This is a genomic window from Chachezhania sediminis, assembly GCF_009765275.1.
Lineage (GTDB): Bacteria > Pseudomonadota > Alphaproteobacteria > Rhodobacterales > Rhodobacteraceae > Chachezhania > Chachezhania sediminis.
In genome coordinates, this window is record NZ_VOPH01000001.1 from 89428 (window position 1) to 111497 (window position 22070).

At 65.1% G+C, this 22070-nt stretch carries 21 protein-coding genes; 13 read left to right on the top strand and 8 right to left on the bottom strand.

Annotated elements, in window-relative coordinates; all coding sequences use genetic code 11:
- Positions 1-185 precede the first annotated feature (185 nt).
- Entirely contained in the window at positions 186-653 is a 468-nt protein-coding gene (locus FQK05_RS00430; protein ID WP_158963539.1) for a DUF2269 family protein, read from the top strand.
- Positions 654-741: 88 nt separating this feature from the next.
- A complete protein-coding gene (locus FQK05_RS00435; RefSeq protein WP_158963541.1) occupies positions 742-1836 on the top strand; it encodes a PQQ-dependent sugar dehydrogenase in 1095 nt (364 codons plus the stop codon).
- 18 nt (positions 1837-1854) lie between these two features.
- Here FQK05_RS00435 and FQK05_RS00440 read toward each other — a convergent pair whose 3' ends face one another.
- Positions 1855-2472, bottom strand: coding sequence for a hypothetical protein (locus FQK05_RS00440; RefSeq protein ID WP_158963543.1), 618 nt, complete (start codon positions 2470-2472; stop codon positions 1855-1857).
- 71 nt (positions 2473-2543) lie between these two features.
- Entirely contained in the window at positions 2544-3557 is a 1014-nt protein-coding gene (locus tag FQK05_RS00445) for a GlxA family transcriptional regulator (RefSeq protein ID WP_158964745.1), read from the bottom strand.
- A gap of 375 nt (positions 3558-3932) precedes the next feature.
- Between FQK05_RS00445 and FQK05_RS00450 the strand changes: the two genes are divergently transcribed.
- Positions 3933-5324, top strand: coding sequence for a class II 3-deoxy-7-phosphoheptulonate synthase (locus tag FQK05_RS00450; RefSeq protein ID WP_158963545.1), 1392 nt, complete (start codon positions 3933-3935; stop codon positions 5322-5324).
- A gap of 81 nt (positions 5325-5405) precedes the next feature.
- Here FQK05_RS00450 and FQK05_RS00455 read toward each other — a convergent pair whose 3' ends face one another.
- Entirely contained in the window at positions 5406-5912 is a 507-nt protein-coding gene (locus FQK05_RS00455) for a hypothetical protein (RefSeq protein ID WP_158963547.1), read from the bottom strand.
- A 198-nt stretch (positions 5913-6110) separates the two neighbouring features.
- Here FQK05_RS00455 and trkA point away from each other — a divergent pair, with 198 nt between their 5' ends.
- The 4 genes from trkA (at position 6111) to hflX (ending at position 10951) form a co-directional block, all read left to right on the top strand.
- The gene (gene trkA / locus FQK05_RS00460) at positions 6111-7490 is read left to right on the top strand and encodes a Trk system potassium transporter TrkA (RefSeq protein ID WP_158963549.1); all 1380 of its coding nucleotides are present in this window, start codon (positions 6111-6113) and stop codon (positions 7488-7490) included.
- A gap of 218 nt (positions 7491-7708) precedes the next feature.
- Positions 7709-9217, top strand: coding sequence for a TrkH family potassium uptake protein (locus FQK05_RS00465; protein ID WP_233270295.1), 1509 nt, complete (start codon positions 7709-7711; stop codon positions 9215-9217).
- Positions 9218-9389: 172 nt separating this feature from the next.
- Positions 9390-9629, top strand: a complete 240-nt coding sequence (hfq, locus tag FQK05_RS00470; protein ID WP_121065231.1) for an RNA chaperone Hfq — start codon at positions 9390-9392, stop codon at positions 9627-9629.
- A 38-nt stretch (positions 9630-9667) separates the two neighbouring features.
- On the top strand, positions 9668-10951 hold the full coding sequence (hflX, locus tag FQK05_RS00475; protein ID WP_158964747.1) for a GTPase HflX: 1284 nt from the start codon (positions 9668-9670) through the stop codon (positions 10949-10951).
- 55 nt (positions 10952-11006) lie between these two features.
- Here hflX and FQK05_RS00480 read toward each other — a convergent pair whose 3' ends face one another.
- The 4 genes from FQK05_RS00480 to FQK05_RS00495 form a co-directional block, all read right to left on the bottom strand.
- Positions 11007-11840 (bottom strand): polyprenyl synthetase family protein, encoded by an 834-nt coding sequence (locus FQK05_RS00480; protein WP_158964748.1) that lies wholly within the window; start codon positions 11838-11840, stop codon positions 11007-11009.
- A gap of 578 nt (positions 11841-12418) precedes the next feature.
- Positions 12419-13174 (bottom strand): LuxR family transcriptional regulator, encoded by a 756-nt coding sequence (locus tag FQK05_RS00485; RefSeq protein ID WP_158963550.1) that lies wholly within the window; start codon positions 13172-13174, stop codon positions 12419-12421.
- Positions 13175-13345: 171 nt separating this feature from the next.
- Entirely contained in the window at positions 13346-13822 is a 477-nt protein-coding gene (locus FQK05_RS00490; RefSeq protein ID WP_158963551.1) for a MaoC family dehydratase, read from the bottom strand.
- A gap of 39 nt (positions 13823-13861) precedes the next feature.
- Positions 13862-14866, bottom strand: coding sequence for an NADP-dependent oxidoreductase (locus tag FQK05_RS00495; RefSeq protein ID WP_158963552.1), 1005 nt, complete (start codon positions 14864-14866; stop codon positions 13862-13864).
- Positions 14867-14982: 116 nt separating this feature from the next.
- Here FQK05_RS00495 and FQK05_RS00500 point away from each other — a divergent pair, with 116 nt between their 5' ends.
- A complete protein-coding gene (locus FQK05_RS00500) occupies positions 14983-15657 on the top strand; it encodes a histidine phosphatase family protein (protein ID WP_158963553.1) in 675 nt (224 codons plus the stop codon).
- A gap of 14 nt (positions 15658-15671) precedes the next feature.
- On the opposite strand, the gene FQK05_RS00505 is transcribed toward FQK05_RS00500, so the two are convergent.
- Positions 15672-16664, bottom strand: coding sequence for an NADPH:quinone oxidoreductase family protein (locus FQK05_RS00505; protein WP_158963554.1), 993 nt, complete (start codon positions 16662-16664; stop codon positions 15672-15674).
- Positions 16665-16812: 148 nt separating this feature from the next.
- Here FQK05_RS00505 and FQK05_RS00510 point away from each other — a divergent pair, with 148 nt between their 5' ends.
- The 5 genes from FQK05_RS00510 to FQK05_RS00530 all read left to right on the top strand — a co-directional run bounded on the left by FQK05_RS00510 (position 16813) and on the right by FQK05_RS00530 (position 22066).
- Positions 16813-17982, top strand: a complete 1170-nt coding sequence (locus tag FQK05_RS00510) for an acyl-CoA dehydrogenase family protein (RefSeq protein WP_158963555.1) — start codon at positions 16813-16815, stop codon at positions 17980-17982.
- Positions 17983-17988: 6 nt separating this feature from the next.
- A complete protein-coding gene (locus FQK05_RS00515; protein WP_199252566.1) occupies positions 17989-19104 on the top strand; it encodes an acyl-CoA dehydrogenase family protein in 1116 nt (371 codons plus the stop codon).
- 89 nt (positions 19105-19193) lie between these two features.
- Positions 19194-20120: an SDR family NAD(P)-dependent oxidoreductase gene (locus tag FQK05_RS00520; RefSeq protein ID WP_158963557.1), complete on the top strand. Its 927-nt coding sequence runs from the start codon at positions 19194-19196 to the stop codon at positions 20118-20120.
- 25 nt (positions 20121-20145) lie between these two features.
- Positions 20146-21342 (top strand): acetyl-CoA C-acyltransferase, encoded by a 1197-nt coding sequence (locus FQK05_RS00525; protein WP_158963559.1) that lies wholly within the window; start codon positions 20146-20148, stop codon positions 21340-21342.
- A 52-nt stretch (positions 21343-21394) separates the two neighbouring features.
- Complete coding sequence (locus tag FQK05_RS00530; RefSeq protein ID WP_233270296.1) at positions 21395-22066, top strand: histidine phosphatase family protein; 672 nt, start codon at positions 21395-21397, stop codon at positions 22064-22066.
- The last annotated feature ends 4 nt before the right edge of the window (positions 22067-22070 follow it).

A 22070-nucleotide genomic window follows, 5' to 3' on the forward strand; every position in this document is an offset into this window, starting at 1 on the left:
CGCCGATCCATCCACGACGGGCTGCGGATGGCAAGAGGAAGAGGCGGAGAATTTCATCATTCGACATCATTTGCTACGCAAATCGCCCGTTGACGTGGCGGAGGCGGCGTTCAGCCTTGGGTTGTTATTTGTGACCTGCCTTCAATTGAGTGACGATGAGCTGGCCGTGTTCCGGGGATGTCGCCATGGTTTTCGACGTCGTGCTTTTCCTCAATGTCGTTTGCGCCAGTGTCATCATCGGCACCGGAAGCACCATTCTGGTGATCATCTTCCTGGCGCACCGCACCGCGGATCCGGTGCTGGTGGCTCATGCCGCGGCCAGCGCGGTTCAGGCGGCGGTGGCCCTCGTGGTCCCGGCCGCGTTCCTTCAGTTCCTGACGGGCATGGCGCTGACCCTGCAGGCCGGGCAGGGCCAGTTCGGCACCTGGATGGTTGCGGCTATGCTTCTCAATGCGCTGGTGGGGGCGGTCTGCCTAGTCAACGTGGTATTGCAGGTCTGGATGCGGAACGTGGCGGCGCTGGCCCGCGATACGGGCGGCGGGTTGCCGCGGATCTATCGCCGTGCCTATCGCATCTGGGTGGTCTTTGGCGTGCCCGGACTGGGCGGGGCGGTGGCCATCCTGGGCATTCTGGCGACAGGCATCGCGCTCTGATCTTGGATCACGTTTTGATGAGACGGTTCGACCGGCGGGACACGTCCCCTAGAACGTGAGGGGAGCCGAAACTGCCGGAGTCCAAGCCATGCGCCTATTGATCAGCCTGATCCTGTTTCTGGAATGGACGGGTCCGGCCCAGGCGGAACCCGTGGACACCAGCGCGGGCCGCGTGCGGATCGACGCAGTCCTGCAGGGGCTGGAGGAACCCTGGGGCATCGGACTGCTGCCAGGCGGCGGCGTCCTGGTGACCGAACGCGGCGGACGCCTTCTGCACGTTCGGGACGGTCGCAGCACGCCGGTCTCGGGCCTGCCACGGGTTTGGGCGAACGGGCAGGGCGGCCTTTTGGACGTCACGGTCCCGCGCGATTTTGCCAGGAGCAGGGAGATCCTGCTGACCTTCTCCAGTCCCCAGCCGCAGGGCGCAGGCACCGCACTGGCGGCGGCCAGGCTGGGCCCCGATTGCCGGCGGCTGCGCGATGTCCGTGTGCTGTTCGAGGCGGCGCCGGTGGGTCGCACCAACCGGCATTTCGGTTCGCGCGTCGTCGAGGCATGGGACGGCACGTTGTTCCTGACTGTGGGCGAACGGGGCGACCGGCCGTCGGCGCAGGACCTGTCGAACCACAATGGCACGGTCCTGCGGCTGAACCGCGACGGGACGGTGCCGGCCGACAACCCTTTCGTGGGCCAGGCAGGGCATCGGCCCGAGATCTGGAGCTATGGCCACCGCAACCCGCAAGGTGCGGACCTGGATCTGCAGGGCCGGCTGTGGGTGTCCGAACACGGCGCGCAAGGTGGCGACGAGGTGAACCTGATCCGCAAGGGCGCCAATTACGGCTGGCCGGTGATTTCCTACGGGCGGCACTATTCCGGCGCCAGGATCGGCGAAGGCACGGCCAAGGCGGGGATGGAGCAGCCGGAGTTCTATTGGGATCCGTCGATCGCGCCGTCGGGGTTGCTGGTCTATTCCGGCAAGCTCTGGCCCGAATGGCGGGGCGACATCTTCGTGGGGTCGCTGAAATTCAACCACATCGCGCGTCTGGACGGTCGGCCATTGCGGGAACGCGAGAGGATCGAAAGCGCAGAGACCGGACGCGTGCGGGATATCGTCGAGGGCGAGGACGGGTCGATCTGGTTCTTGTCGGTGACGGATGGCGCATTGTACCGGATGGTGCCCGACTGATATCGGATTGAGGTATGCCTACCGCCGCGCGCGGGCCTGGAAATCCAGCGCAGGGCGGAAGACCGGCGATGTCAGGCAGGCGACGAACAGGCCCGCAACGGCGCCCGCGCCGGCCCCCAGCAGCCCGACATGCCACAGCGGCCAGTCCGCGCCTGGAATCGCGGCCGCGACCGCCAGAACGGCGGCAGCGGGCGCCCAGCCAGAAAGGTTGGCCAGCGCCCAGCTGGCGCGCGACATGGTGAATGGCAGGGCGACCAGCTGGACCAGTCCCATCAACAGGCCCAGGCCGGCCCCCATGGCCGCACCCATCCCGGCCAGCATCGCGATGTCCGGCCGGACCATCGGGTCGACGGCAACCGTCGGGTCCGCGGCAGTACCCATACCCGCAAGGATCGACAGGCCATAGCTGGCCGTGGCGGCCAGAACCGTCACGGGTGTCCAGGCGCGGGCGGGATATCCCAGGCGGCGCAGGCGGTGGCGCTGAACCGTGCCCAGAAGCAGCCCCTGCAGCGCGCCGGCCGCAAGGATCCACGCCGGATATGCCAGGATGCCCCGGACCAGTGCGGCATAGATCAGCGCGATAAGGGCAATCGCCATGGCCTCTGCCAGGACCATCTGGACCAGATAACGCGTCACACCGGACCTCCTGCAAGGAGGTTAACACGTTCCGGACCAGGAAAAGGATCCTCTTTCCGCCGGGGCATGTCCTAGACGGACAGCCGCGTCGTCTGGTTTCCGCGTGCGCCCCGCTCGCGATATGGTGTGGTCTGGTAGTGGGCGCGGTAACATTTCGAGAAATGCGAGGGCGAGGCGAAGCCGCAGGCCAGTGCCACGTTGATCACGCTCATGTCCGTCTGCATCAGTAGGTTCCGCGCCTTCTGAAGCCGCAGTTCCATGTAGTACCGCTTGGGCGAACGGTTCAGGTAGCGGCGGAACAGGCGTTCCAGCTGGCGCGTCGACATACCGACCTCTGCCGCCAGGATCGCGGGGCTGATCGGTTCCTCGATATTGGCTTCCATCATCTGGATGACCAGCGACAGTTTCGGATGCCGCACGCCGATCCGCGTCGGCACCGACAGGCGCTGGGTGTCCTGGTCGGTCCGGATCGAGGAATAGATCATCTGGTCGGCGACGGCATTGGCCAGTTCCTCTCCATGGTCGTCGGCAATCAGCTTCAGCATCAGGTCGATGGAGGAGGTTCCGCCGGCCGTGGACAGCCGGTTGCCATCGACGACGAAGACCGATTTGGTCAGGCGCACGTCCTCGAATTCCTCGGAGAAGCTGTCCTGGTTTTCCCAGTGGATCGTCGCCCGGCGCCCGTCCAGAAGGCCGGCACGGGCCAGCGAATAGGACGCGGTGCACAGACCGCCCATGGCCAGGCCCTTGCGCGCCTCGCGCCGCAGCCAGTTCATCAATGTGCGCGTCGTGGCGGTCTGGATGTCCAATCCGCCGCACAGAAGCACCGTGTCGTCCCGCGACAGGACGCCCAGGTCATTGTCCAGCTTGAAGGCGGTGCCGGCGGAACACTGCACCGTGTCGCCGCCTTCGCCCACCAGTGTCCAGGTGTAGAGCGTGGCCTTCGACATCCGGTTGGCGATCCGCAGGCATTCCAGCGCGGAAGAGAAGGACAGGAGGCTGAACTTGTCGAGCAGCACGAAAACGAAACGGCGCGACTTGGTCGCGCCCTGATCTGCGGAAAGGAAGGATCGGTGCTCGGTCATGTCTGGCGTTTCGGTATGGCGCATGCGCGACGCATTTTATCCGGAAAGCATGGTCAGAGCTTGCGGCTCAGGTCAAGGGTCGCCGGCACCTCTCTGGGGCCCGGTCCTGTGCCCGCCGGCGTTGAAAGACGCGGACCGTTGCGTCGGGTGCAATGTGCCGATGCCGCCGGGTGGCACGGTCGTCACGCGGGCGTATCCCCGGATAGGCCCGGATCACACCGTCCCGCGGTGCGCGCGGCCAAGCCCAACTGCCGGGAAAAGCAGCGAAACGCTCTTTGTTGTGCAGGACCCGGGCAGCGGTCGAAAACTGTGGCCATGGGGACCCTACGGGTCTATAGAGGCCGCCTTACGCCTTTTCGGAACGGAGGAAAGACGATGGGCGAGTGGCAAAAGACGGCATGGCGCAGCAAACCCCGCGTGCAGATGCCGGATTATACCGACGCGGCAGCCCTGGCTGCAGCCGAAGCTCAACTCGCCAAGTATCCCCCGCTGGTTTTTGCAGGGGAAGCTCGGCGCCTGAAATCGCTTCTGGGCTCGGCCGCCCGGGGCGAGGCATTTCTGCTGCAAGGCGGAGATTGCGCTGAAAGCTTCGACCAGTTTTCGGCCGACGCGATCCGCGACACCTTCAAGGTGATGCTGCAGATGGCGATGGTGCTGACCTATGGCGCCAAGGTTCCGGTGATCAAGGTGGGCCGCATGGCCGGCCAGTTCGCCAAACCGCGCAGCGCGCCGACCGAGGTGATCGACGGCGTCGAACTGCCGTCCTATCGCGGCGACATCATCAACGATCTGGCGGCCACGCCCGAAGCACGGATCCCGGATCCGCAGCGGATGCTGCAGGCTTATACGCAGGCAGCGGCGACGCTGAACCTGATCCGCGCCTTTTCAACCGGCGGCTATGCCGACGTGAACCGTGTCCACGGCTGGACGCTGGGTTTCACCGAAGGCGAAAAGGCCGAACGCTTCCGCGAGATGGCGAACCGGATTTCCGACACGCTGGACTTCATGCGGGCGGCGGGCGTGACCCGCGAAAGCGCGCACACCCTGTCGACCGTGGAATTCTATACCAGCCATGAAGGGCTGCTGCTGGAATACGAAGAGGCGCTGACCCGTCTCGATTCGACCTCCGGCAAGTGGCTGGCTGGCTCGGGCCATCTGATCTGGATCGGCGACCGCACGCGGCAGCCGGACGGTGCCCATGTGGAATTCTGCAGCGGCGTCCTGAACCCGATCGGCCTGAAATGCGGCCCGTCGATGACGACGGACGATCTGAAGAAGCTGATGGCCAAGCTGAATCCGGAAAACGAGGCCGGCCGGCTGACCCTGATCTCGCGTTTCGGTGCGGGCAAGGTGGGCGACCACCTGCCCAAGCTGATCCGCGCGGTGCAGGAGGAAGGCGCGAACGTGCTGTGGGTCTGCGACCCGATGCACGGCAACACGATCAAGTCCTCATCGGGCTACAAGACCCGGCCGTTCGAAAGCGTCCTGCGCGAGGTGCGCGAGTTCTTCGCCGTCTGCGCAGCCGAAGGTGCGAACCCCGGCGGCGTGCATTTCGAGATGACGGGCCAGGACGTGACCGAATGCACCGGCGGCGTCCACGCCGTGACGGATGCGGACCTGTCGGACCGGTATCACACGGCCTGCGACCCGCGCCTGAACGCTTCCCAGTCGCTGGAACTGGCCTTCCTGGTCGCGGAAGAACTGACCGCGTTGCGCAGCCAGAACAACGGGCAGAATTCCGGCCCGTCGATGATGGGCGCATTCTGAACTCGGGCGGCCCCGCCCATGCGGCGGGGCGGCTTTCCGGCCGGCGGCTGGGGTTCCTAATGGGCCCCCGATCAGGCCCCGTCAGGCCCCCGGCGTGACGATACGCCAGTAGCCATTCCCATAGAGCACCACGCAGGACGACGACGTGATCGGCGGCATCTTGTCGTTCAGCGCCGGCGGGACCGACGCGCGGACAGCATCGCTGCACCGCGGTAGCGACAGGGGAGCATAGCCCCGCTTCATCATGCACTGATCGGTCAGCCGCGACCGCAGGGGCGCATTGGGATCATAGGTCTCGACCCCGCCATCCACCCAGTAGCCGGGCGTGGTATAGCAGTTCTGCCCACCGGCACCGTTGGGATAGCACTGAGTATAGCCAGGCCAGAACACGGGCGGCAGCTGCCGGACCTGCATGGCCGCAGGCGCATCCTTCAGCGCGCTGACCTGGCAGGCGTTGATGTCGTCCACCGTCCGCGTGCCGCTGACGCCCTGCTGATAGTAGACCGAAACCGGGCCGCATCCAGCCAGGGCACCCAGCCCCAGGAGGCCGAGAAGAAGTTTGGTTTTGCGGCCTTTGCGCCGGGTCATGTCGATACTCTGCACCAGATCACACCTGTCGCCGGATATTCTATCGCGGCCGCGGGCGAAGTCCATCCAATGCCGGATTTCGATGGACGGGCCATATGTTGGCCGGTGAGTCGACAGGTGTGGCGACAATTGAATTGACCCCACAGCGGCGACCTGTCAGACAGCGAAACTGGCAGCAAGCCGGGAGCGCGAAGGCCCATGAAGGTCATCATTTGCGGCGCCGGTCAGGTCGGTTGGCAGATTGCCCGCCACCTGTCGGGCGAGCAGAACGACGTCACGGTCGTCGACAACAACCCCGATCTGGTCCGCCGGGCCACGGATACGCTGGACGTCGCGGGCATTGCCGGCTTCGCCTCGCACCCCGATGTCCTGGACCGGGCAGGGGCACGCGATGCGGACATGGTCATCGCCGCCACCTATTCCGACGAAGTGAACATGGTCATCTGCCAGGTGGCCCATTCGGTCTTCGGCATCCGGCGCAAGATCGCCCGCCTTCGGGCGCAAAGCTATCTGAACGTCATCTATTCCGACCTCTATCGGCGCGATCACCTGCCCATCGACGTCGTGATCTCGCCCGAGAAGGAAGTGGCGGCGGCCGCGCTGCAGCGCCTGTCGGCGCCCGCGGCCTTCGACACCGAAACCTTCATGGGTGGCAAGGCGCAGCTTCTGGGCATTGCGCTGGACGATTCCTGCCCGGTGGTGAACACGCCGCTGCGCCAGCTGACCGACCTGTTTTCCACGCTGCGCGCCCGGGTGGTGGGAATCCGCCGCGAGGGGACGCTGTTCGCGCCCGAGTCCAACGACCAGCTGTTCGTCGGGGACGAGATCTATGTCTTCGTCCATTCGGCCGATGTCAGCCGCACGCTGGAAGTCTTCGGCAAGCAGCACGGGAAACAGGACCGCGTCGTCATCGCCGGCGGCGGGAACGTGGGGCTGGCCGTCGCGCTGGAGCTGGAACGCAACAAGGAAGGCCGGATCCGCGCCAAGGTCATCGAACGGGACCGCGCCAAGGCCGAACGTGCCGCCGACCGCCTGGAGCGGACGATCGTGCTGCACGGCGACGGGCTGGATGCCGCGCTGCTGTCCGAGGCCGGGATCGAACGCGCCGACGCGCTGCTGGCGGTGACCGATGACGACAAGACCAACATGCTGGTGGCCGTGCGCGCCAAGGCCAGTGGCTGTCCACTGGCCATCGCGCTGATCAACGATCCCACGCTGATCCCGCTGATGGGACCGCTGGGCATCGACGCTTATATCAACCCGCGGGCAACGACCGTGTCGTCGATCCTGCGCCACATCCGCCACGGCCGCGTCCGCGAGGTCTATTCCATCGGCGATGCCGAAGCCGAGGTGATCGAAGCCGAGGTTCTGTCGACCTCGCCGATGGCGGGCCAGAAGATCCGCGATATCGATTTCCCCGAAGGCGTGCTGGTCGGGGCGGTGATGCGCAAGGGCGAGCTGCTGAAGACCTCGGGCGAGATCCGGATCGAGGAGGGCGATGTCGTCGCCATCTTCGCGATGGCTGACGACGTGAAGGAAGTGGAACGTCTGATGCAGGTCTCGATCGACTTCTTCTGATTTGGAAATAGTGCGCAACTTTCTGATCTTGCAGGAGAACCCCGCCGATGCCGCCCCCCGTCGACCCGCCGAACCGATTGCCTGACGGCCCCGGCCGCCGCGGCGCGGGCCGGATCGGCTCTCCTGGGGTCACGCCGCGGGGGCGCCGGCCGGGGAACCTGGCCGCGGGGCCGCTGCCGCCGGGAACGTCGCAAAGGAGCGGGCAGGCGACCGGGTTGATGCGCCTGCCGCTTTTCGTGCTGATCTGGGCCGTTGCCGCGGCATCGATGTACATTCCCGCGATCCACGCCCTGGCGCTTTACGACTACGACATCTCGCGCGTGTTCTTCTATGGCGGGACGATGGGGCTGTTCGTCGTGGCACTGGTGTCGCTGGCGGTGATCAACCATCCGGCAAAGAACGGCACGCTGGGCCAGCTTCTGTCGCTTTTCGCGACCTTCTCGGTACTGCCTGTCTTCCTGGCAGTGCCGCTGCAGGAATCGATGCGCAACACCACGTTCCTGAACGCTTATTTCGACATGGTCAGCGCCCTGACCACGACCGGGGCGGACCTGTTCGCCGACCCGAACCGCCTGGCGCCTTCGCTGCACCTGTGGCGCGCGCAGGTGGCCTGGCTGGGCGGCTTCCTGATGTGGGTGGCCGCCGCCGCCGTCCTGGCCCCGCTGTCGCTGGGCGGGTTCGAGATCACGGCCCGCGGCGAGGTCGGCCATGCCAACCATGTGGGCGGGGCCATGCGGCAGGACCGGATCGACCCGCAGACACGCCTGTGGCGGACGACCAAGATGCTGGCGCCGATCTATGCCGGGCTGACGCTGGCCTGCTGGGTGCTGCAGCTGATGCTGGGCGAGGCGACGCTGACCGCGCTGATCCATTCCATGTCGGTCATGTCGACCTCGGGCATCTCTCCGGTGGGTGGGATCGACGGCGGTGTCGCGGGCCGCGCGGGCGAGGCGGTGATGCTCTGCTTCATGGTTTTTGCCCTGTCGCGGATCACCTTCAGCAGCGACACCGTTCTGCCCGGCACCCGCCGCATCGTCCAGGACCCGGAGGTCCGGATGGGCCTGGCCCTGGTCGGCGGCGTAACGGTGCTGCTTTTCCTGCGTCACTGGGTGGCCGCGCTGGACTTCATGGATGGAGAGAACCTGCGCGCTGCCATGCGGGCGCTGTGGGGCACGCTGTTCACCGTCATGTCCTTCCTGACGACAACCGGTTTCGAAAGCGCCGACTGGCAGCTGGCGCGGAACTGGTCGGGTATCGGCACGCCCGGTCTGATCCTGCTGGGCCTGTCGCTGATCGGCGGCGGGGTTGCCACCACTGCGGGCGGCGTCAAGCTGCTGCGGGTCTTCGCCCTGTACCTGACCGGCGTGCGAGAGATGGAGCGGCTGGTCTATCCGTCCTCGGTCAGCGGGGCCGGCGCGCGGAACCGGCGGATCCAGAAGGACGGCGCCTTCATCGCCTGGGTGTTCTTCATGCTTTACGCGATGTCGCTGGCGCTGGTCTCGGCCGTGCTGGCGGCCCTGGGGTCGGATTTCGAACAGGCCATCGTGCTGGCCATCGCGTCGCTGTCGACGACAGGCCCGCTGATCGAATTCGCGCCCGAAGTTCCGATTCGCCTGGTCGAGCTTGGACCATGGACCAAGGGCGTGATCTGCGCCGCCATGATTCTGGGCCGGCTGGAGGCGCTGGCCATCATTGCATTGCTGTCACCGGATCTTTGGCGCAGCTGAAGGCATGTCACAGGCGCATGGCTGCTGTGCGGGTGGACGCAAAGCACAGTGATTTATGACCAAATGGTCAGGCATTTCGGGCTGGAATCTCCCCGGAACGCCCTTCATACTCTGGCCGAAGCACGCAACGCATGGCGATGTGCCACAAGAAAAAAGGCGAGACTTCGGCAATATGGCATCGGACAGACAAAACCTGCAGGACGCGTTTCTCAATCACGTCAGAAAAACCAAGGTTCCTGTAACCATCTTCCTTATCAATGGCGTCAAACTGCAGGGCGTCATCACCTGGTTCGACAATTTCTGCGTGCTCCTGCGCCGCGACGGACAGTCGCAGCTGGTCTACAAGCACGCGATTTCGACCATCATGCCGGCACAGCCGATCAACCTTTACGACGGTGACGAAGGATCTTGAGCGAAGAACATCGCGACATCCTGAACGACGCGACCCCGCTGGGCGAGGAACCGGCCGGGCGCGACACGCCCACCAGAGCTTGGGTCCTGCACCCCGAGATCACATCAGACAGGGACCGCCGCGCCGCAGGGCCGGCGCTGGAAGAGGCCGTGGCGCTGGCCGCGGCGCTGCCGCATCTGGAGGTGATGGGCAGCGATATTGTGCGCCTGCCGAAGCCCCATCCTGGCGAATTGTTCGGATCCGGCAAGATCGAGGAGCTGAGGGCCACCTTCAAGGCCGCCGATGTGGAACTGGTGCTGATCGACGGATCGCTTAGCCCGGTGCAGCAGAGGAACCTGGAAAAGGTCTGGAAGGTCAAGATTCTGGACCGGACCGGGCTGATCCTGGAAATCTTTTCCGACCGTGCCCGCACGCGGGAAGGCGTGCTGCAGGTGGAAATGGCGGCGCTCAGCTATCAGCGCACCCGGCTGGTCCGCGCCTGGACCCACCTGGAGCGGCAGCGGGGCGGGCTTGGCTTTGTCGGCGGCCCTGGGGAAACCCAGATCGAGGCCGACCGCCGTGCCATCGACACGCAGCTGGTGCGCCTGCGCCGGCAGCTGGAAAAGGTCGTGAAGACCCGCGCGCTGCACCGCGCGGCGCGGGCCAAGGTGCCTTATCCGATCGTGGCCCTTGTGGGTTATACCAACGCCGGAAAGTCCACGCTGTTTAACCGGTTGACGGGTGCGGACGTGATGGCGAAGGACATGCTTTTCGCCACGCTGGACCCGACCATGCGCCGCGTGCAGCTGCCTGACGGCCCCGAGGTCATCATGTCTGACACGGTGGGGTTCATTTCGGACCTGCCGACGGAACTGGTCGCGGCCTTCCGCGCCACGCTGGAAGAGGTGCTGGCCGCCGATCTGATCCTGCACGTCCACGACGCCAGCGCGGAAGAAGCGGACATGCAGGCCCGGGATGTGGAAACGATCCTGACCTCGCTGGGTGTGGAAAACGACCGGCCGCGGCTGCAGGTCTTCAATAAGATCGACCGCCTGCCGGAAGACGAGGCCGCGGCGCTGCGCGCCCGTGCCGAACGGATGGAGGAGGTCTTTCCGATCTCGGCCATCACCGGCGAAGGGCTGGAGGCGTTGCTGGAGGCGGTGGCCGTCAGGCTGCAGGGCCGGCGGGAACGGGTAGAGCTGCACCTGTCCTATGCCGACGGGCGTCGCCGCGCGTGGCTCTTCGAACGGGATCTGGTGGAGACCGAGACCCAGACCGAGGACGGGTACGACATCACCGTTCGCTGGACCGAACGTCAGCGCGACCAGTTCGCGGCACTTTAGGAAACGACGCGGGGCAACAGGCTGCCCCGCGGTTTTCACCGACCTTCCCCAAAGATCAGCGGATCAGCTTCGACGGCACGATGCGTCTGGCAAAGCCGTGCACGGTCTGGGCCAGCGCCGCTTCGCCCGGGCACGACGGGATAGAGGCAATCGTGCCATCCAGCGTCTTCTTCAGCCGTGCCATGGCGCCTTCGACGCCAAGGTCGTGGACGGCGTTGGGACGGCCGAGTTTCTCGTCCTGGCCGACGGGCTTGCCCAGCGCGCCGGCGTCGCCCAGCGCGTCGCGCAGGTCGTCGGCGATCTGGAAGGCCTCGCCGATGCGCGCGCCCAGTTCGCCCCACGGCGCCGGATCCTGTCCGGCGGCAATGGCGCCCATCTGGGTCGCTGCCATGAACAGCGCTCCGGTCTTGGCGCAATGATAGGCCGACAGGTCGATCTGGTCTTCGCTTTCCCAGCCCTGGCCGGCACAGATGCCCCCGGGCATGCCGGTGCGCGCGGCCAGCACCTGGACCAGCGCCGGCAGCCGCATCGCGCTGTCGCCGGTGGCCCCCTTGGCCAGCACGGCAAAGGCCAGCACAATCAGGCTGTCGCCGGTCAGAACGGCCAGCGGTTCGGAAAAGGATCGGTGCAGCGACGGGCGCCCGCGCCGCGTTTCCGCGTTGTCAAAGGACGGCAGGTCATCATGGACCAGACTGGCACAGTGGATCAGTTCCAGCGCAACGGCCGCGGCTTCCGAAAGCGCAGGCCGATCCTCGCCGCAGGCGGCGGCCACAGACAGCAGGATCGTCGGCCGGATCCGGGCGCCGCCCGGGTTCACGGCATAATCGATGGCGCGGGCCAGCTTTTCAGGCGCAGGGGCCGCCTGTGCCCCGGCGATGGCGGTGGCCAGACCCTGTTCGATCCGGGCGCTGATGCGGTCGAGATCCGGCACCGCACGCAGATCATCATAGCCGCCCGTGGCGGAGAAGACCCGCTCAGGCTGGGCGGAGGAGTGAGGAGCCAATCCGGAATCTCCAGTCCGTAGGGACGCGGGGCAATGCCAGCGCCAGTTTCAACACCTACGGGCCGCGTCCCGTGTTGGCAATGGCGGGGCAGCCCGCAGGGTTAAACCGCCGGCCGGATCATGCCGGGCGTATCCAAGGCGCAACGCAAGTGCACCGGCCCCTGCCGCCGGTTGAAAGGGGCCGGCCCGCGGCCGGATCGATGCGAACGGGACCCGATTGCCGAGGAGGGCACGGCTCCGGCCGGGGACAGGGACAGCGACAGGCCGGGGTTCCGACCCGACACATGGAAAATGCACGACCGGGCCGGACAGGTCAGAGAGCCTTGAAATGGCAAGGGTCAGTCCCCGATGTTCCCAGGCCAAAGCCACCACTCACGGAACACCGAAAGGTTCGCAAAAGGTCGTTAATTTTGGAAGTGTTGGATTCGTGACTGGTCAGGCCCTTGCCGAATCGATTCGGGGCCTCATGCCTCGACGACGTACATCTGGTTCAGAAGCGACGCCTTCATCACCGCCTGGGCCGTGGTTTCAACCGACAGCGTTTCGCGTGCCAGCCGCAGGTGCTTTTCCACGGTGGCGGCCGTCAGGCCCATCAGCAGCGCGATATCCTGCGTTGTCTTGCCGTCGCCGACCCATTGCAGCGCCTCGCGCTGGCGGCGGGTCAGGCTGCGGTTCGGGGGCGAATAGGGCAGGGTCAGGACCTTCAGGTGCATGACCTGGTTCATCAGGTGAATGTCATCGCCGCGTTCCGCCCAGATATCGTCGATTTCGCCCTGGCTAAGGCCGTTCCTGGCGCACAGCGACAGGGCGCCTTTGGACCGACCGGAAATCGACTTGAAGCTGATCGTGTAGCCAACGGTCACGCCCATCTTCTGATTGAACTCGAAAACCCGCTTCAGATCCTTGCTGGTGCTGTATTTGGCGATCATGTCCGGGATCAACCGCCAGCTGGCCGCCCCTTCGTTTTCCAGCGCCCACTGGAACATCGGCGCGTGGTAATAGCGGCCTGCATGCAGGAAGCCGTCGACATAGGCGGAATCGTGGTTCGTCAGGATGACGAAGTCGTCGGGATCGCCCAGAGAGGTTTCAGTTCGATACCGGGTGCAGCCATAGAATAGCCGGTCGAAACCGAAATCTTCCATCTGGCTTGTATGGGCGTCCCACAGCTCTTCCAGCGTGCGGGCATTCACGACATAGGACAGGTAATCGCGTAGGGTCATCGTTCGGTCCGTGGCCTGGGAAAACACCAGATGCAGTCACGGCAGAACGGAAATAGGTCCGCTCCGGCAAATTCGGAGCGGCGTTCTGTGAAGCCCCAGTGTTAACAAACGGACAATGCAACGCTTGTCCGGCTAAAACAAGGTTTTAGGGATCTTTCGCGGCAAAGCCGATCATTCCGCAGGCGGAAAGATCGTCAGGCCCAGCCATTCGGCCACCAGCGCCGGGGTTTCCTCGCCTTCGATTTCCACCGTGAAAAGGTTCGTGCGAAGGATTTCGTTCGGCTTTCGCTTCTTGATCGATTGCAGGACGAAACGACCGCGGACCCGCGATCCCGACTTGACCGGGTTCAGAAAGCGGACCTTGTCGAACCCGTAATTCAGGCTCATCAATTGCCCGGGCATCGGTGTCGCGCATTCATAGGCCATGGTCGAGCCAAGCGAGAGTGTCAGGAACCCGTGCGCGATCGTGGTGCCGAAGGGCGTCTCCTTCTTCGCGCGTTCCACATCGACATGGATCCATTGGTGGTCGTCGGTACATTCGGCGAAGGTGTCAATCATGGTCTGATCGACGGTGCGCCACTCGGTGACGCCGGTTTCCTTGCCGATCAGCGGCTCGCTGGCTGCGAGCACGTCGTCGATTGCTGCCATCTCTGGGTCTCCTTATTGGGGTCTTTCGGGGTGTCTTGTTCAGGCAGGATCCGGGGCAACCCGGACCATCCGCTTGCCGCGGTTTTCGCCAGCCAGCAGGCCGATAAGGGCTGCGGGTGCGTTTTCCAGACCCTCGACGATGTCTTCCACGACCTTGACCTGGCCGCTGTCGGTCCAGGTCTTCAGCGCCTTCACGGCAGCGGCGTCGTTCTGGGCAAAGTCCATGACGATGAAGCCTTCCATCCGCAGGCGCTTCACCACGACCATGCCGGGCACGTTGCGCGGGCCGGCGGGGGCCGCGCTGTCATACTGGCTGACGGCGCCGCAGCAGGCGATGCGGCCCTTTTCGTTCATCTGGAACAGGACAGTTTCCAGGACCTTGCCGCCTACATTGTCGAAATAGACGTCGATCCCATCCGGGGCTGCCTTCTTCAAGGCCTTGAAAAAGCTGGGATCTCGATAGTCGACGCAGGCATCGAAGCCCAGTTCGCTGACGACCCAGTCGCATTTATCGGCCCCGCCGGCGATGCCCACGGCGCGGCAGCCGATCGCCTTGGCGATCTGGCCCACGAACATGCCGACCGACCCGGCCGCAGCAGAGACGACGACGGTTTCCCCGGGCAGCGGCCGACCCACGCCTATCAGCCCGTGGAACGCCGTCTTGCCGGCGATGCCATAGGCGGAGTGAAGATGTGAAAGGGGGCGTACATCCGGTTGTTTTACAAGGGTTTTCGCGGGGCGCACGACATAGTCCGCCCAGCGGCTTTCGGCGGCCACGATGTCACCCGGCCGAAACCTGTCCGACTTGCTTTCGACCACCTCGCTGACCGCATAGGTGTGCATTGCGTCGCCGGCCAGAACCGGCTCGCGATAGGTGGCGCCCTGCATCCATGCGCGGTTGGCCGCGTCGATGGACATCAGGATCGTCTTCAGCAGCACCTCACCGTCTCCGGGGACCGGCATCTCGGTCTCTTCCAGCCGGAAATGTTCGGGCGTCAGCGCGCCTTTCGGCAGTTCAGCGATCACCACCTGGCGATTTTTCATACTCTATCTCCTCCCATGCGCGATCGGGCGATCCCGCAATCACGTTGTCAAATCGGCTGCCTTGCGGCTAGGTGCGGGCAACCGGATCCATCCGAATGACCGAGGGAGCGCGCCGCATGTCCGACACCAAGACCGAGACCAAGGAATACCATCAGACGAAATATGCCCCGCCTGCAGGGGCTTGCGACATGCTGTTGATTCGTCATGGCCGCACCATGCCGGCCATTCCCGGCGAAAGCTTCGAAACCATCGACGGCCACGGCAACCCGCTGCTGCACCCCGAGGGCGAGGAACAGGCGGTGAAGGTGGGCGAACGGCTGAAACACATGCCGATTTCCGCCATCTACGTCACCACGCTGACCCGCACCCACCAGACGGCGGCCCCGCTGGCCGGTCACCTGGGCCTGACGCCCAGGGTCGAAGGCGACCTGCGGGAGATCTTCCTGGGCGACTGGGACGCAGGGCTTTATCGCATCATGGCGGCCGAACGGCACCCGGCCATCCTGCGCGCCCATGAAAACCATGAATACGGCGAAATCCCGGGGGCCGAGACCACCGCCGATTTCCATGGTCGCGTCCGCGCCGGCCTTCTGCGGATCGCCCAGGCGCATCCCGACGAACTGGTCGCCGTGGTGGTCCATGGCGGCGTGATCGGTGCCGCCATGTCCATCGCGTCGGAATCCCGGCCGTTTTCCTTCCGCGGTGCGGAAAACGGATCGATCTCGCGCCTGGTGATCCAGGGCGAGACGATGACGATCCGTGGCTACAACGACATCGGGCATCTGGACTGATCCGGGCCTCGTGCTCACTCGGTGGTGAGCACGACCTTGCCCAGAACCTTGCGGTCCATGAACAATTGCAGCGCTTCGCCTGCCTTTTCCAAAGGCAGGGTCGCACTGATCCGCGGCTTGATCTTGCCTTCGGCATGCATGGCGAACAGGTCCTTCACGTTCTGTTCGTGCAGGTCGGGTTCGATCTTCGTGTGCGCGCCCCAGAAGACGCCGACGATCTGGCAGCCCTTCAGCAGGGTCAGGTTCAGCGGGATTTTCGGGATGCCGGCAGGGAAACCCACGACCAGGAACCGGCCCTTCCAGTTCAGCGCGCGGACCGCGGGTTCGGCATAGGCGCCGCCCACGGCGTCATAGACGACATCGACGCCCCCGCCCGAAACCTTCTTGATCTGGTCGGAAAACGCCTTCTGCCCGTCCTTGTCGAGGTCGCGGTCATAGATGATGACCTCGTCCGCGCCCAGTTCCTTGCAGAAATCCGCCTTGTCCTGAGACGACACGGCCGCGATCACGGTGGCGCCCATGGCCTTGCCCAGTTCGATCGCTGCCGTGCCTACGCCACCGGCTGCGCCCAGAATCAGCAGCTTCTCGCCCGGCTGCAATTCGGCCCGGTCCTTCAGCGCGTGATAGGAGGTGCCGTAGGTCAGGGTCAGACATGACGCATCGTCATATGGCATCGTCTCGGGGATCTTGGCCAGGCGCTCTGCCTCGACGTTCAGATGGGTGGCGAAACCGCCATGCCCGGTCATCCCAAGTACCCGGTCTCCAACGGAAAAACCCGTCACGCCGTCGCCGACGGCCAGCACTTCGCCGGCGATTTCCCCGCCCGGGGCGAAGGGGCGTTCCGGCTTGAACTGATACAGGTCCCGGATGATCAGCGTATCGGGAAAGTTGACCCCGGCCGCGTGAACCCGCACAGTAACCTGACCTTTGTCAGGTGTGGGATCCGGGAGTTCCGTCAGCTCGAGTGTTTCGGGGCCGCCGGGGGCGGTGCTCAGCATCGCTTTCATGATGTCCTCCTCCTTCCGGCACGTCCTGTGCCAGAGCGTTGACGGGACTGTCCCGCTGGACTACCACGTTGTCAATCAGATTTCGGAATGCAATTTTGCACTGCGAAACAGTCAGGGGATTCCCGTAGAAAAGTCGGGGGGAGGAAAAATGTTGGACGATCTGGACCAGTTCCGGTCCGAAACGCGCGCGTGGCTGGAAGAAAACTGCCCGCCCGAGATGCGCGATGGCGGCCGCACCGAGGACAGCATCTGCTGGGGCGGGCGCAATTGGGTCTTCACATCTGACGCGCAGAAAACCTGGCTGGACCGGTGCGCGGCCAAAGGCCTGACGGTGCCGACCTGGCCCGTGGAATATGGCGGGGCCGGCTATAGCCGTGAACAGGAAAAGGTTTTCCTGGAAGAACTTGCAGCCATCGACGGCCGGGTGCCGCTGCGCAGCTTCGGCATCTGGATGCTTGGCCCGGCGCTGCTGAAATTTGGCACCCACGACCAGAAACTCGAGTTCCTGCCCCCCATCGCACGGGGCGAGATTCGCTGGTGCCAGGGCTATTCCGAACCCGGTGCAGGGTCGGACCTGGCGAGCGTCCAGACCAAGTGCGAAGACAAGGGCGATCATTACCTGGTGAACGGCCAGAAGATCTGGACCTCCTATGCCGATCAGGCCGACGCGATCTTTGCGCTGGTCCGCACCGACAAGGACGCGCCCAAGCACCTGGGCATCACCTTCCTGCTGATCGACATGGAAACGCCGGGCGTCACCACCCGTCCGATCCGCCTTATCTCCGGCAAGTCCCCGTTCTGCGAGACTTTCTTCGACGACGTGGTCGTGCCGAAGGAAGGTCGTGTCGTGGGCACCGTGAACCGGGGCTGGGACGTGGCGAAGTACCTGTTGACCCATGAACGCACCATGATCTCGGGCGGCGGTGGCGGCATCACCGGGGGCGGCCGCAGCCTTGGCGCCGTGCTTGCGGAAGAAGGCGACGCACTGGACGATCCGGTGCTGCGGACCTCGGCCATGAAGACGGAACTCGACACGCTGGCCATCGGACTGACGATCGAGCGTTACAAGGACATGGCCAAGGCCGGGCAGGGCACGGGCGATGCTTCTGCCATGCTGAAATACATGGGCACCGAGCTGAACAAGAACCGGTTGGAGCTTATGATGAGCGTCGGCGGATCCGACGCGCTGGAATGGGACGGGCCCACGGGGTCGCGCCCTGCAGACTGGCTGCGGACCAAGGCCAATTCCATCGAGGGCGGCACGTCCGAGGTGATGCTGGGCATCATTTCCCGCCGTGTTCTGGGACTTCCGGGGTAAGACGACATGGCAACGCTTGTGAAGACCGAAGAGGAACAGATGCTGGCCGACAGCGCCCGCGGGTTCCTGGACGAAAAGGCGCCCGTAGGCCACCTGCGCGCGCTGCGCGACGCGGGCAAGACCCACGATCCGGCGCTGTGGAAGGACATGGCCGAAATGGGCTGGGCTGGGATCCTGGTTCCGGAGGAGGCCGGCGGAGCCGACATGGGCATGGCCGCGGCCTGCATCCTGGCCGAGGAAATGGGCAAGACGCTGGTGACAAGCCCGTTCCTGTCCTCGGCCGTGATCGCGGCCACGGCGCTGAAGCATGTGTCTGACGACCGCGCGAAAGCTGCCCTGTCGGCCATTGCATCGGGCGAGCTGACCTATGCTCTGGCGGTGGACGAAGGCCGCAAGTTCGCGCCCGAGAAGATCGAGACCGAAGCGCGCCGCGATGGCAACGGCTTCCGCCTGTCGGGGACGAAGACCTTCGTTGTCGATGGCGGTTTTGCCGACCGGCTGCTGGTCTTGGCCAAGACCGAAGGCGGGCTGACGCTGTTTGACATCCCGGCGGATCGTGCAGGTATCACGAAGACGGCGCGCAGCATGGTCGACAGCCGCGACGCGGCCGAGATCGTCCTGGCGGATGTCGAAGCCACGGGCGAGGACGTGCTGGGCCAGGTCGACGACGCTATGGCGGTGCTGAAGCCCGCGCTGGAAGCGGGCCAGGCGGCGCTGGCGGCCGAGATGACGGGCCTTGCGGCCGGCGCCTTCGGCATGACCACGACCTACCTGAAGGAGCGCAAGCAGTTCGGGCAGCTGATCGGGTCCTTCCAGGTCCTGCAGCACCGCGCCGCGCATCTGTGGTGCGAGATGGAAGTCACCGCCTCGGCCATCGCCCATGCGGGTCGCAAGCTGGACGAGGATCCGGCGAATGCGGCGCTGGCGGTGTCGCTGGCCAAGGCCCGCGCGGCTGAGACGGCGAAACTGGCTGTGATCGAGGGCGTGCAGATGCATGGCGGGATCGGCATGACCGATGCTTTCGACATGGGCTTCTTCATGAAACGCGCCCGCGCGGCCACCGAATGGCTGGGCGACTACGGTTACCACGCGGCCCAGGTGGCGCGGCTGCGCGGCTTCTGACAGGGTCGGACCGCCGGGTCCGGGTACGCCCCGGACCCGGCGGTCCGACGTTCGAACGTTCCGGCAACGGTTGCCGGCAAGGAGGATGAATGAGCATCAGGTTTGACGGCCGCGTGGCTATCGTGACGGGGGCGGGCGCCGGTTTGGGCCGCGCCCACGCGCTGGGTCTGGCAGAACGCGGGGCGAAGGTCGTGGTGAACGACCTTGGCGTGGCACGGGACGGCGAAGGCCGGGCGGCCACGGCGGCCGAGGCCGTGGCGGAAGAGATCCGCGCCGCCGGTGGCGAGGCCATCGCCCATGGCGCCGACGTGTCGAATGCCGAGGAAGTGGCGGACATGATCGCCAAGACGATGGAGGCCTGGGGCCGCATCGACATCCTGATCAACAATGCCGGCATCCTGCGCGACAAGACCTTTGCCAAGATGACGATGGACGACTTCCGTAAGGTGGTCGATGTCCACCTGATCGGGTCGGCCAATGTCACCCACATGGTCTGGCCGATCATGCGGGAACAGAAATACGGGCGGATCGTGCTGACGGCCTCGTCCTCCGGCCTTTACGGGAACTTCGGCCAGTCGAACTATGGCGCTGCCAAGGCCGCCATGATGGGCCTGATGAACGTCCTGCACCTGGAAGGCCTGCGCGACGACATCCGCGTGAACACGCTGGCCCCCACGGCCGCGACCCGCATGACGGAAGAGCTGCTGCCGCCCGAAGCGGCCGAACTGCTGAAGCCCGAGACCATCACCCCGGGCGTCCTGTACCTGGTCAGCGAAAACGGCCCCAACCGCGTCATCCTGGGCGCCGGTGGCGGCGCCTTTGCGCAGACCCGCGTCTATGAAACGCCGGGTGTCTGCCTGACGGGCGACGACCTGTCGCCGGAAGGCGTGGCCGCGGCCTTTGACAGGATCACCGATGCCGAAGGCCAGCAAGAGCTGACGCAGGCCTTCATGCAGACCAGGAAATTCGCCCAGATGGCAGCCGAGGCACGTGGCCTCAAGCTGGACTGGGCCTGAGAATCATCAAGGGAGGAAGACCCCAATGCGTGACGCCGTAATCGTCTCGACCGCGCGCACCCCGATCGGCAAGGCCTATCGGGGCGCGTTCAACGCCACCACCCCGCAGGCGCTTGGCGCCCATGCCGTGAAGAACGCCGTCGAGCGCGCCGGGATCGACCCCGGCGAGGTGCAGGACACCGTCTTCGGTTCCGCCCTGCAGCAGGGCTATCAGGGCGGCAACATCGCCCGCCAGGTCGCCATCCGCGCCGGTCTGCCGGTGACGGTGGGTGGCATGTCGCTGGACCGCCAGTGCGCGTCCGGCATGATGGCGATCGCCACCGCGGCCAAGCAGGTCATCACCGATGGCATGGAGGTCGTCGTCGGCGGCGGCGTGGACTCGATCTCGCTTGTCCAGACGCCCGATATGCGCGTGAACCGCGATCCCTGGCTGGTCGAGCACAAGCCGGAAATCTACATGTCCATGCTGGAAACGGCCGAAACGGTCGCCGAACGCTATGGCATCAGCCGCGAGGCGCAGGACGAATACGCCTTTAACTCGCAGCAGAAGACGGCCGCCGGTCAGCGGGACGGCAAGTTCGACGACGAAATCGTGCCGGTGTCCACCGTCATGAAGTTCCAGGACAAGGCCACCAAGGAAATCAGCGAGATCGAGATCACGCTGGACAAGGACGAGGGCAACCGGCCGTCGACCACGCTGGAAAGCCTTCTGGGCCTGCAGCCGGTCTTCAAGGACGGGATCCACATCAAGGAAGGCAAGTACATCACCGCCGGCAATGCTTCGCAGCTGTCGGACGGGTCGTCTGCTGCCGTGATCATGGAAGCCAAGCTGGCCGAGAAGAAGGGCCTGCAACCCCTTGGCCGCTATGTCGGCGTGATGGCCGCTGGTTGCGAGCCGGACGAGATGGGCATCGGCCCCGTCTTCGCCGTCCCGAAGCTTCTGGAAGCGCATGGCCTGAAGATGGACGACATCGGCCTGTGGGAACTGAACGAGGCCTTCGCGGTCCAGGTCCTGTACTGCCGTGACAAGCTGGGCATCCCGGACGAACTGCTGAACGTGAATGGTGGCGCGATTTCCATCGGCCACCCCTATGGCATGTCGGGCGCCCGCATGGTCGGCCACGCGCTGATCGAGGGCAAGCGCCGCGGGGCCAAATACGTCGTCTGCACCATGTGCGTCGGCGGCGGCATGGGTGCTGCGGGCCTGTTCGAGGTCTTCTGATCCTCGCCCAAGAACGACAGGCCGCCGGGGGATAGCTCCCGGCGGCCCAACCATGGAACATGACAGGGAAGACATGGCCGAACTCCTCGTTGTCCGGCACGGGCAGGCGTCCTTCGGGACGGACAATTACGACAAGCTGTCAGAGCTGGGACACGAACAGGCGCGCCTGACGGGCGAGGCCCTGCGCGGCGCCGGCTGGATCCCGGACCGCACCATCACCGGGACGCTGGTCCGCCAGAAGGAAACGCTGGAGTCGATGGGCTTTGGCGGCGCGGCCGAGGAACATTCCGGCCTGAACGAATACGATTTCCACGACATCCTGAACGCGCGCTTCGGCGGCGACGTGCCCCATGACGTGCGCAAGGATCGCAAGACCCATTACCAGACCCTGCGCGACACCATCCTGGAGTGGCAGGAAGGCGGGATCGGGACGGCCGCCGAAAGCTGGCTGGACTTTTCGGGCCGCGTCGAAGCTGCGCGCAAGTTCGCTGTGGATACCGATGCGCGCCGCGTGCTGGTCGTGTCCTCGGGCGGGGTGATCGGCCAACTGGTCGCGTCCGCTGTCGGCGCGCCAAACCCGATTATGATGACGTTGAACCTGCAGGCCAAGAACACCGGGATGACCAAGTTCATCTTCAACAAGTCGGTCTTCTACCTGCACGAATTCAACGCGACGCCGCAATTCGCCACTGCGGAAAAGGCGAAACTTCTGACCTACAGCTAGGGAG

What these genes read in the sequence shown, in the direction of transcription:
- FQK05_RS00495 (WP_158963552.1), bottom strand. Translation starts at nt 14,866, where the DNA reads ATGAAAAATCGCCAGGTGGTGATCGCTGAACTGCCGAAAGGCGCGCTG.
- FQK05_RS00465 (WP_233270295.1), top strand. Translation starts at nt 7,709, where the DNA reads ATGCGCCTGCCGCTTTTCGTGCTGATCTGGGCCGTTGCCGCGGCATCG.
- FQK05_RS00450 (WP_158963545.1), top strand. Translation starts at nt 3,933, where the DNA reads ATGGGCGAGTGGCAAAAGACGGCATGGCGCAGCAAACCCCGCGTGCAG.
- FQK05_RS00525 (WP_158963559.1), top strand. Translation starts at nt 20,146, where the DNA reads ATGCGTGACGCCGTAATCGTCTCGACCGCGCGCACCCCGATCGGCAAG.
- FQK05_RS00485 (WP_158963550.1), bottom strand. Translation starts at nt 13,174, where the DNA reads ATGACCCTACGCGATTACCTGTCCTATGTCGTGAATGCCCGCACGCTG.
- hfq (WP_121065231.1), top strand. Translation starts at nt 9,390, where the DNA reads ATGGCATCGGACAGACAAAACCTGCAGGACGCGTTTCTCAATCACGTC.
- FQK05_RS00530 (WP_233270296.1), top strand. Translation starts at nt 21,395, where the DNA reads ATGGAACATGACAGGGAAGACATGGCCGAACTCCTCGTTGTCCGGCAC.
- FQK05_RS00520 (WP_158963557.1), top strand. Translation starts at nt 19,194, where the DNA reads ATGAGCATCAGGTTTGACGGCCGCGTGGCTATCGTGACGGGGGCGGGC.
- FQK05_RS00490 (WP_158963551.1), bottom strand. Translation starts at nt 13,822, where the DNA reads ATGGCAGCAATCGACGACGTGCTCGCAGCCAGCGAGCCGCTGATCGGC.
- FQK05_RS00505 (WP_158963554.1), bottom strand. Translation starts at nt 16,664, where the DNA reads ATGAAAGCGATGCTGAGCACCGCCCCCGGCGGCCCCGAAACACTCGAG.
- FQK05_RS00430 (WP_158963539.1), top strand. Translation starts at nt 186, where the DNA reads ATGGTTTTCGACGTCGTGCTTTTCCTCAATGTCGTTTGCGCCAGTGTC.
- trkA (WP_158963549.1), top strand. Translation starts at nt 6,111, where the DNA reads ATGAAGGTCATCATTTGCGGCGCCGGTCAGGTCGGTTGGCAGATTGCC.
- FQK05_RS00445 (WP_158964745.1), bottom strand. Translation starts at nt 3,557, where the DNA reads ATGACCGAGCACCGATCCTTCCTTTCCGCAGATCAGGGCGCGACCAAG.
- FQK05_RS00515 (WP_199252566.1), top strand. Translation starts at nt 17,989, where the DNA reads ATGGCAACGCTTGTGAAGACCGAAGAGGAACAGATGCTGGCCGACAGC.
- FQK05_RS00435 (WP_158963541.1), top strand. Translation starts at nt 742, where the DNA reads ATGCGCCTATTGATCAGCCTGATCCTGTTTCTGGAATGGACGGGTCCG.
- FQK05_RS00510 (WP_158963555.1), top strand. Translation starts at nt 16,813, where the DNA reads ATGTTGGACGATCTGGACCAGTTCCGGTCCGAAACGCGCGCGTGGCTG.
- FQK05_RS00500 (WP_158963553.1), top strand. Translation starts at nt 14,983, where the DNA reads ATGTCCGACACCAAGACCGAGACCAAGGAATACCATCAGACGAAATAT.
- FQK05_RS00455 (WP_158963547.1), bottom strand. Translation starts at nt 5,912, where the DNA reads ATGACCCGGCGCAAAGGCCGCAAAACCAAACTTCTTCTCGGCCTCCTG.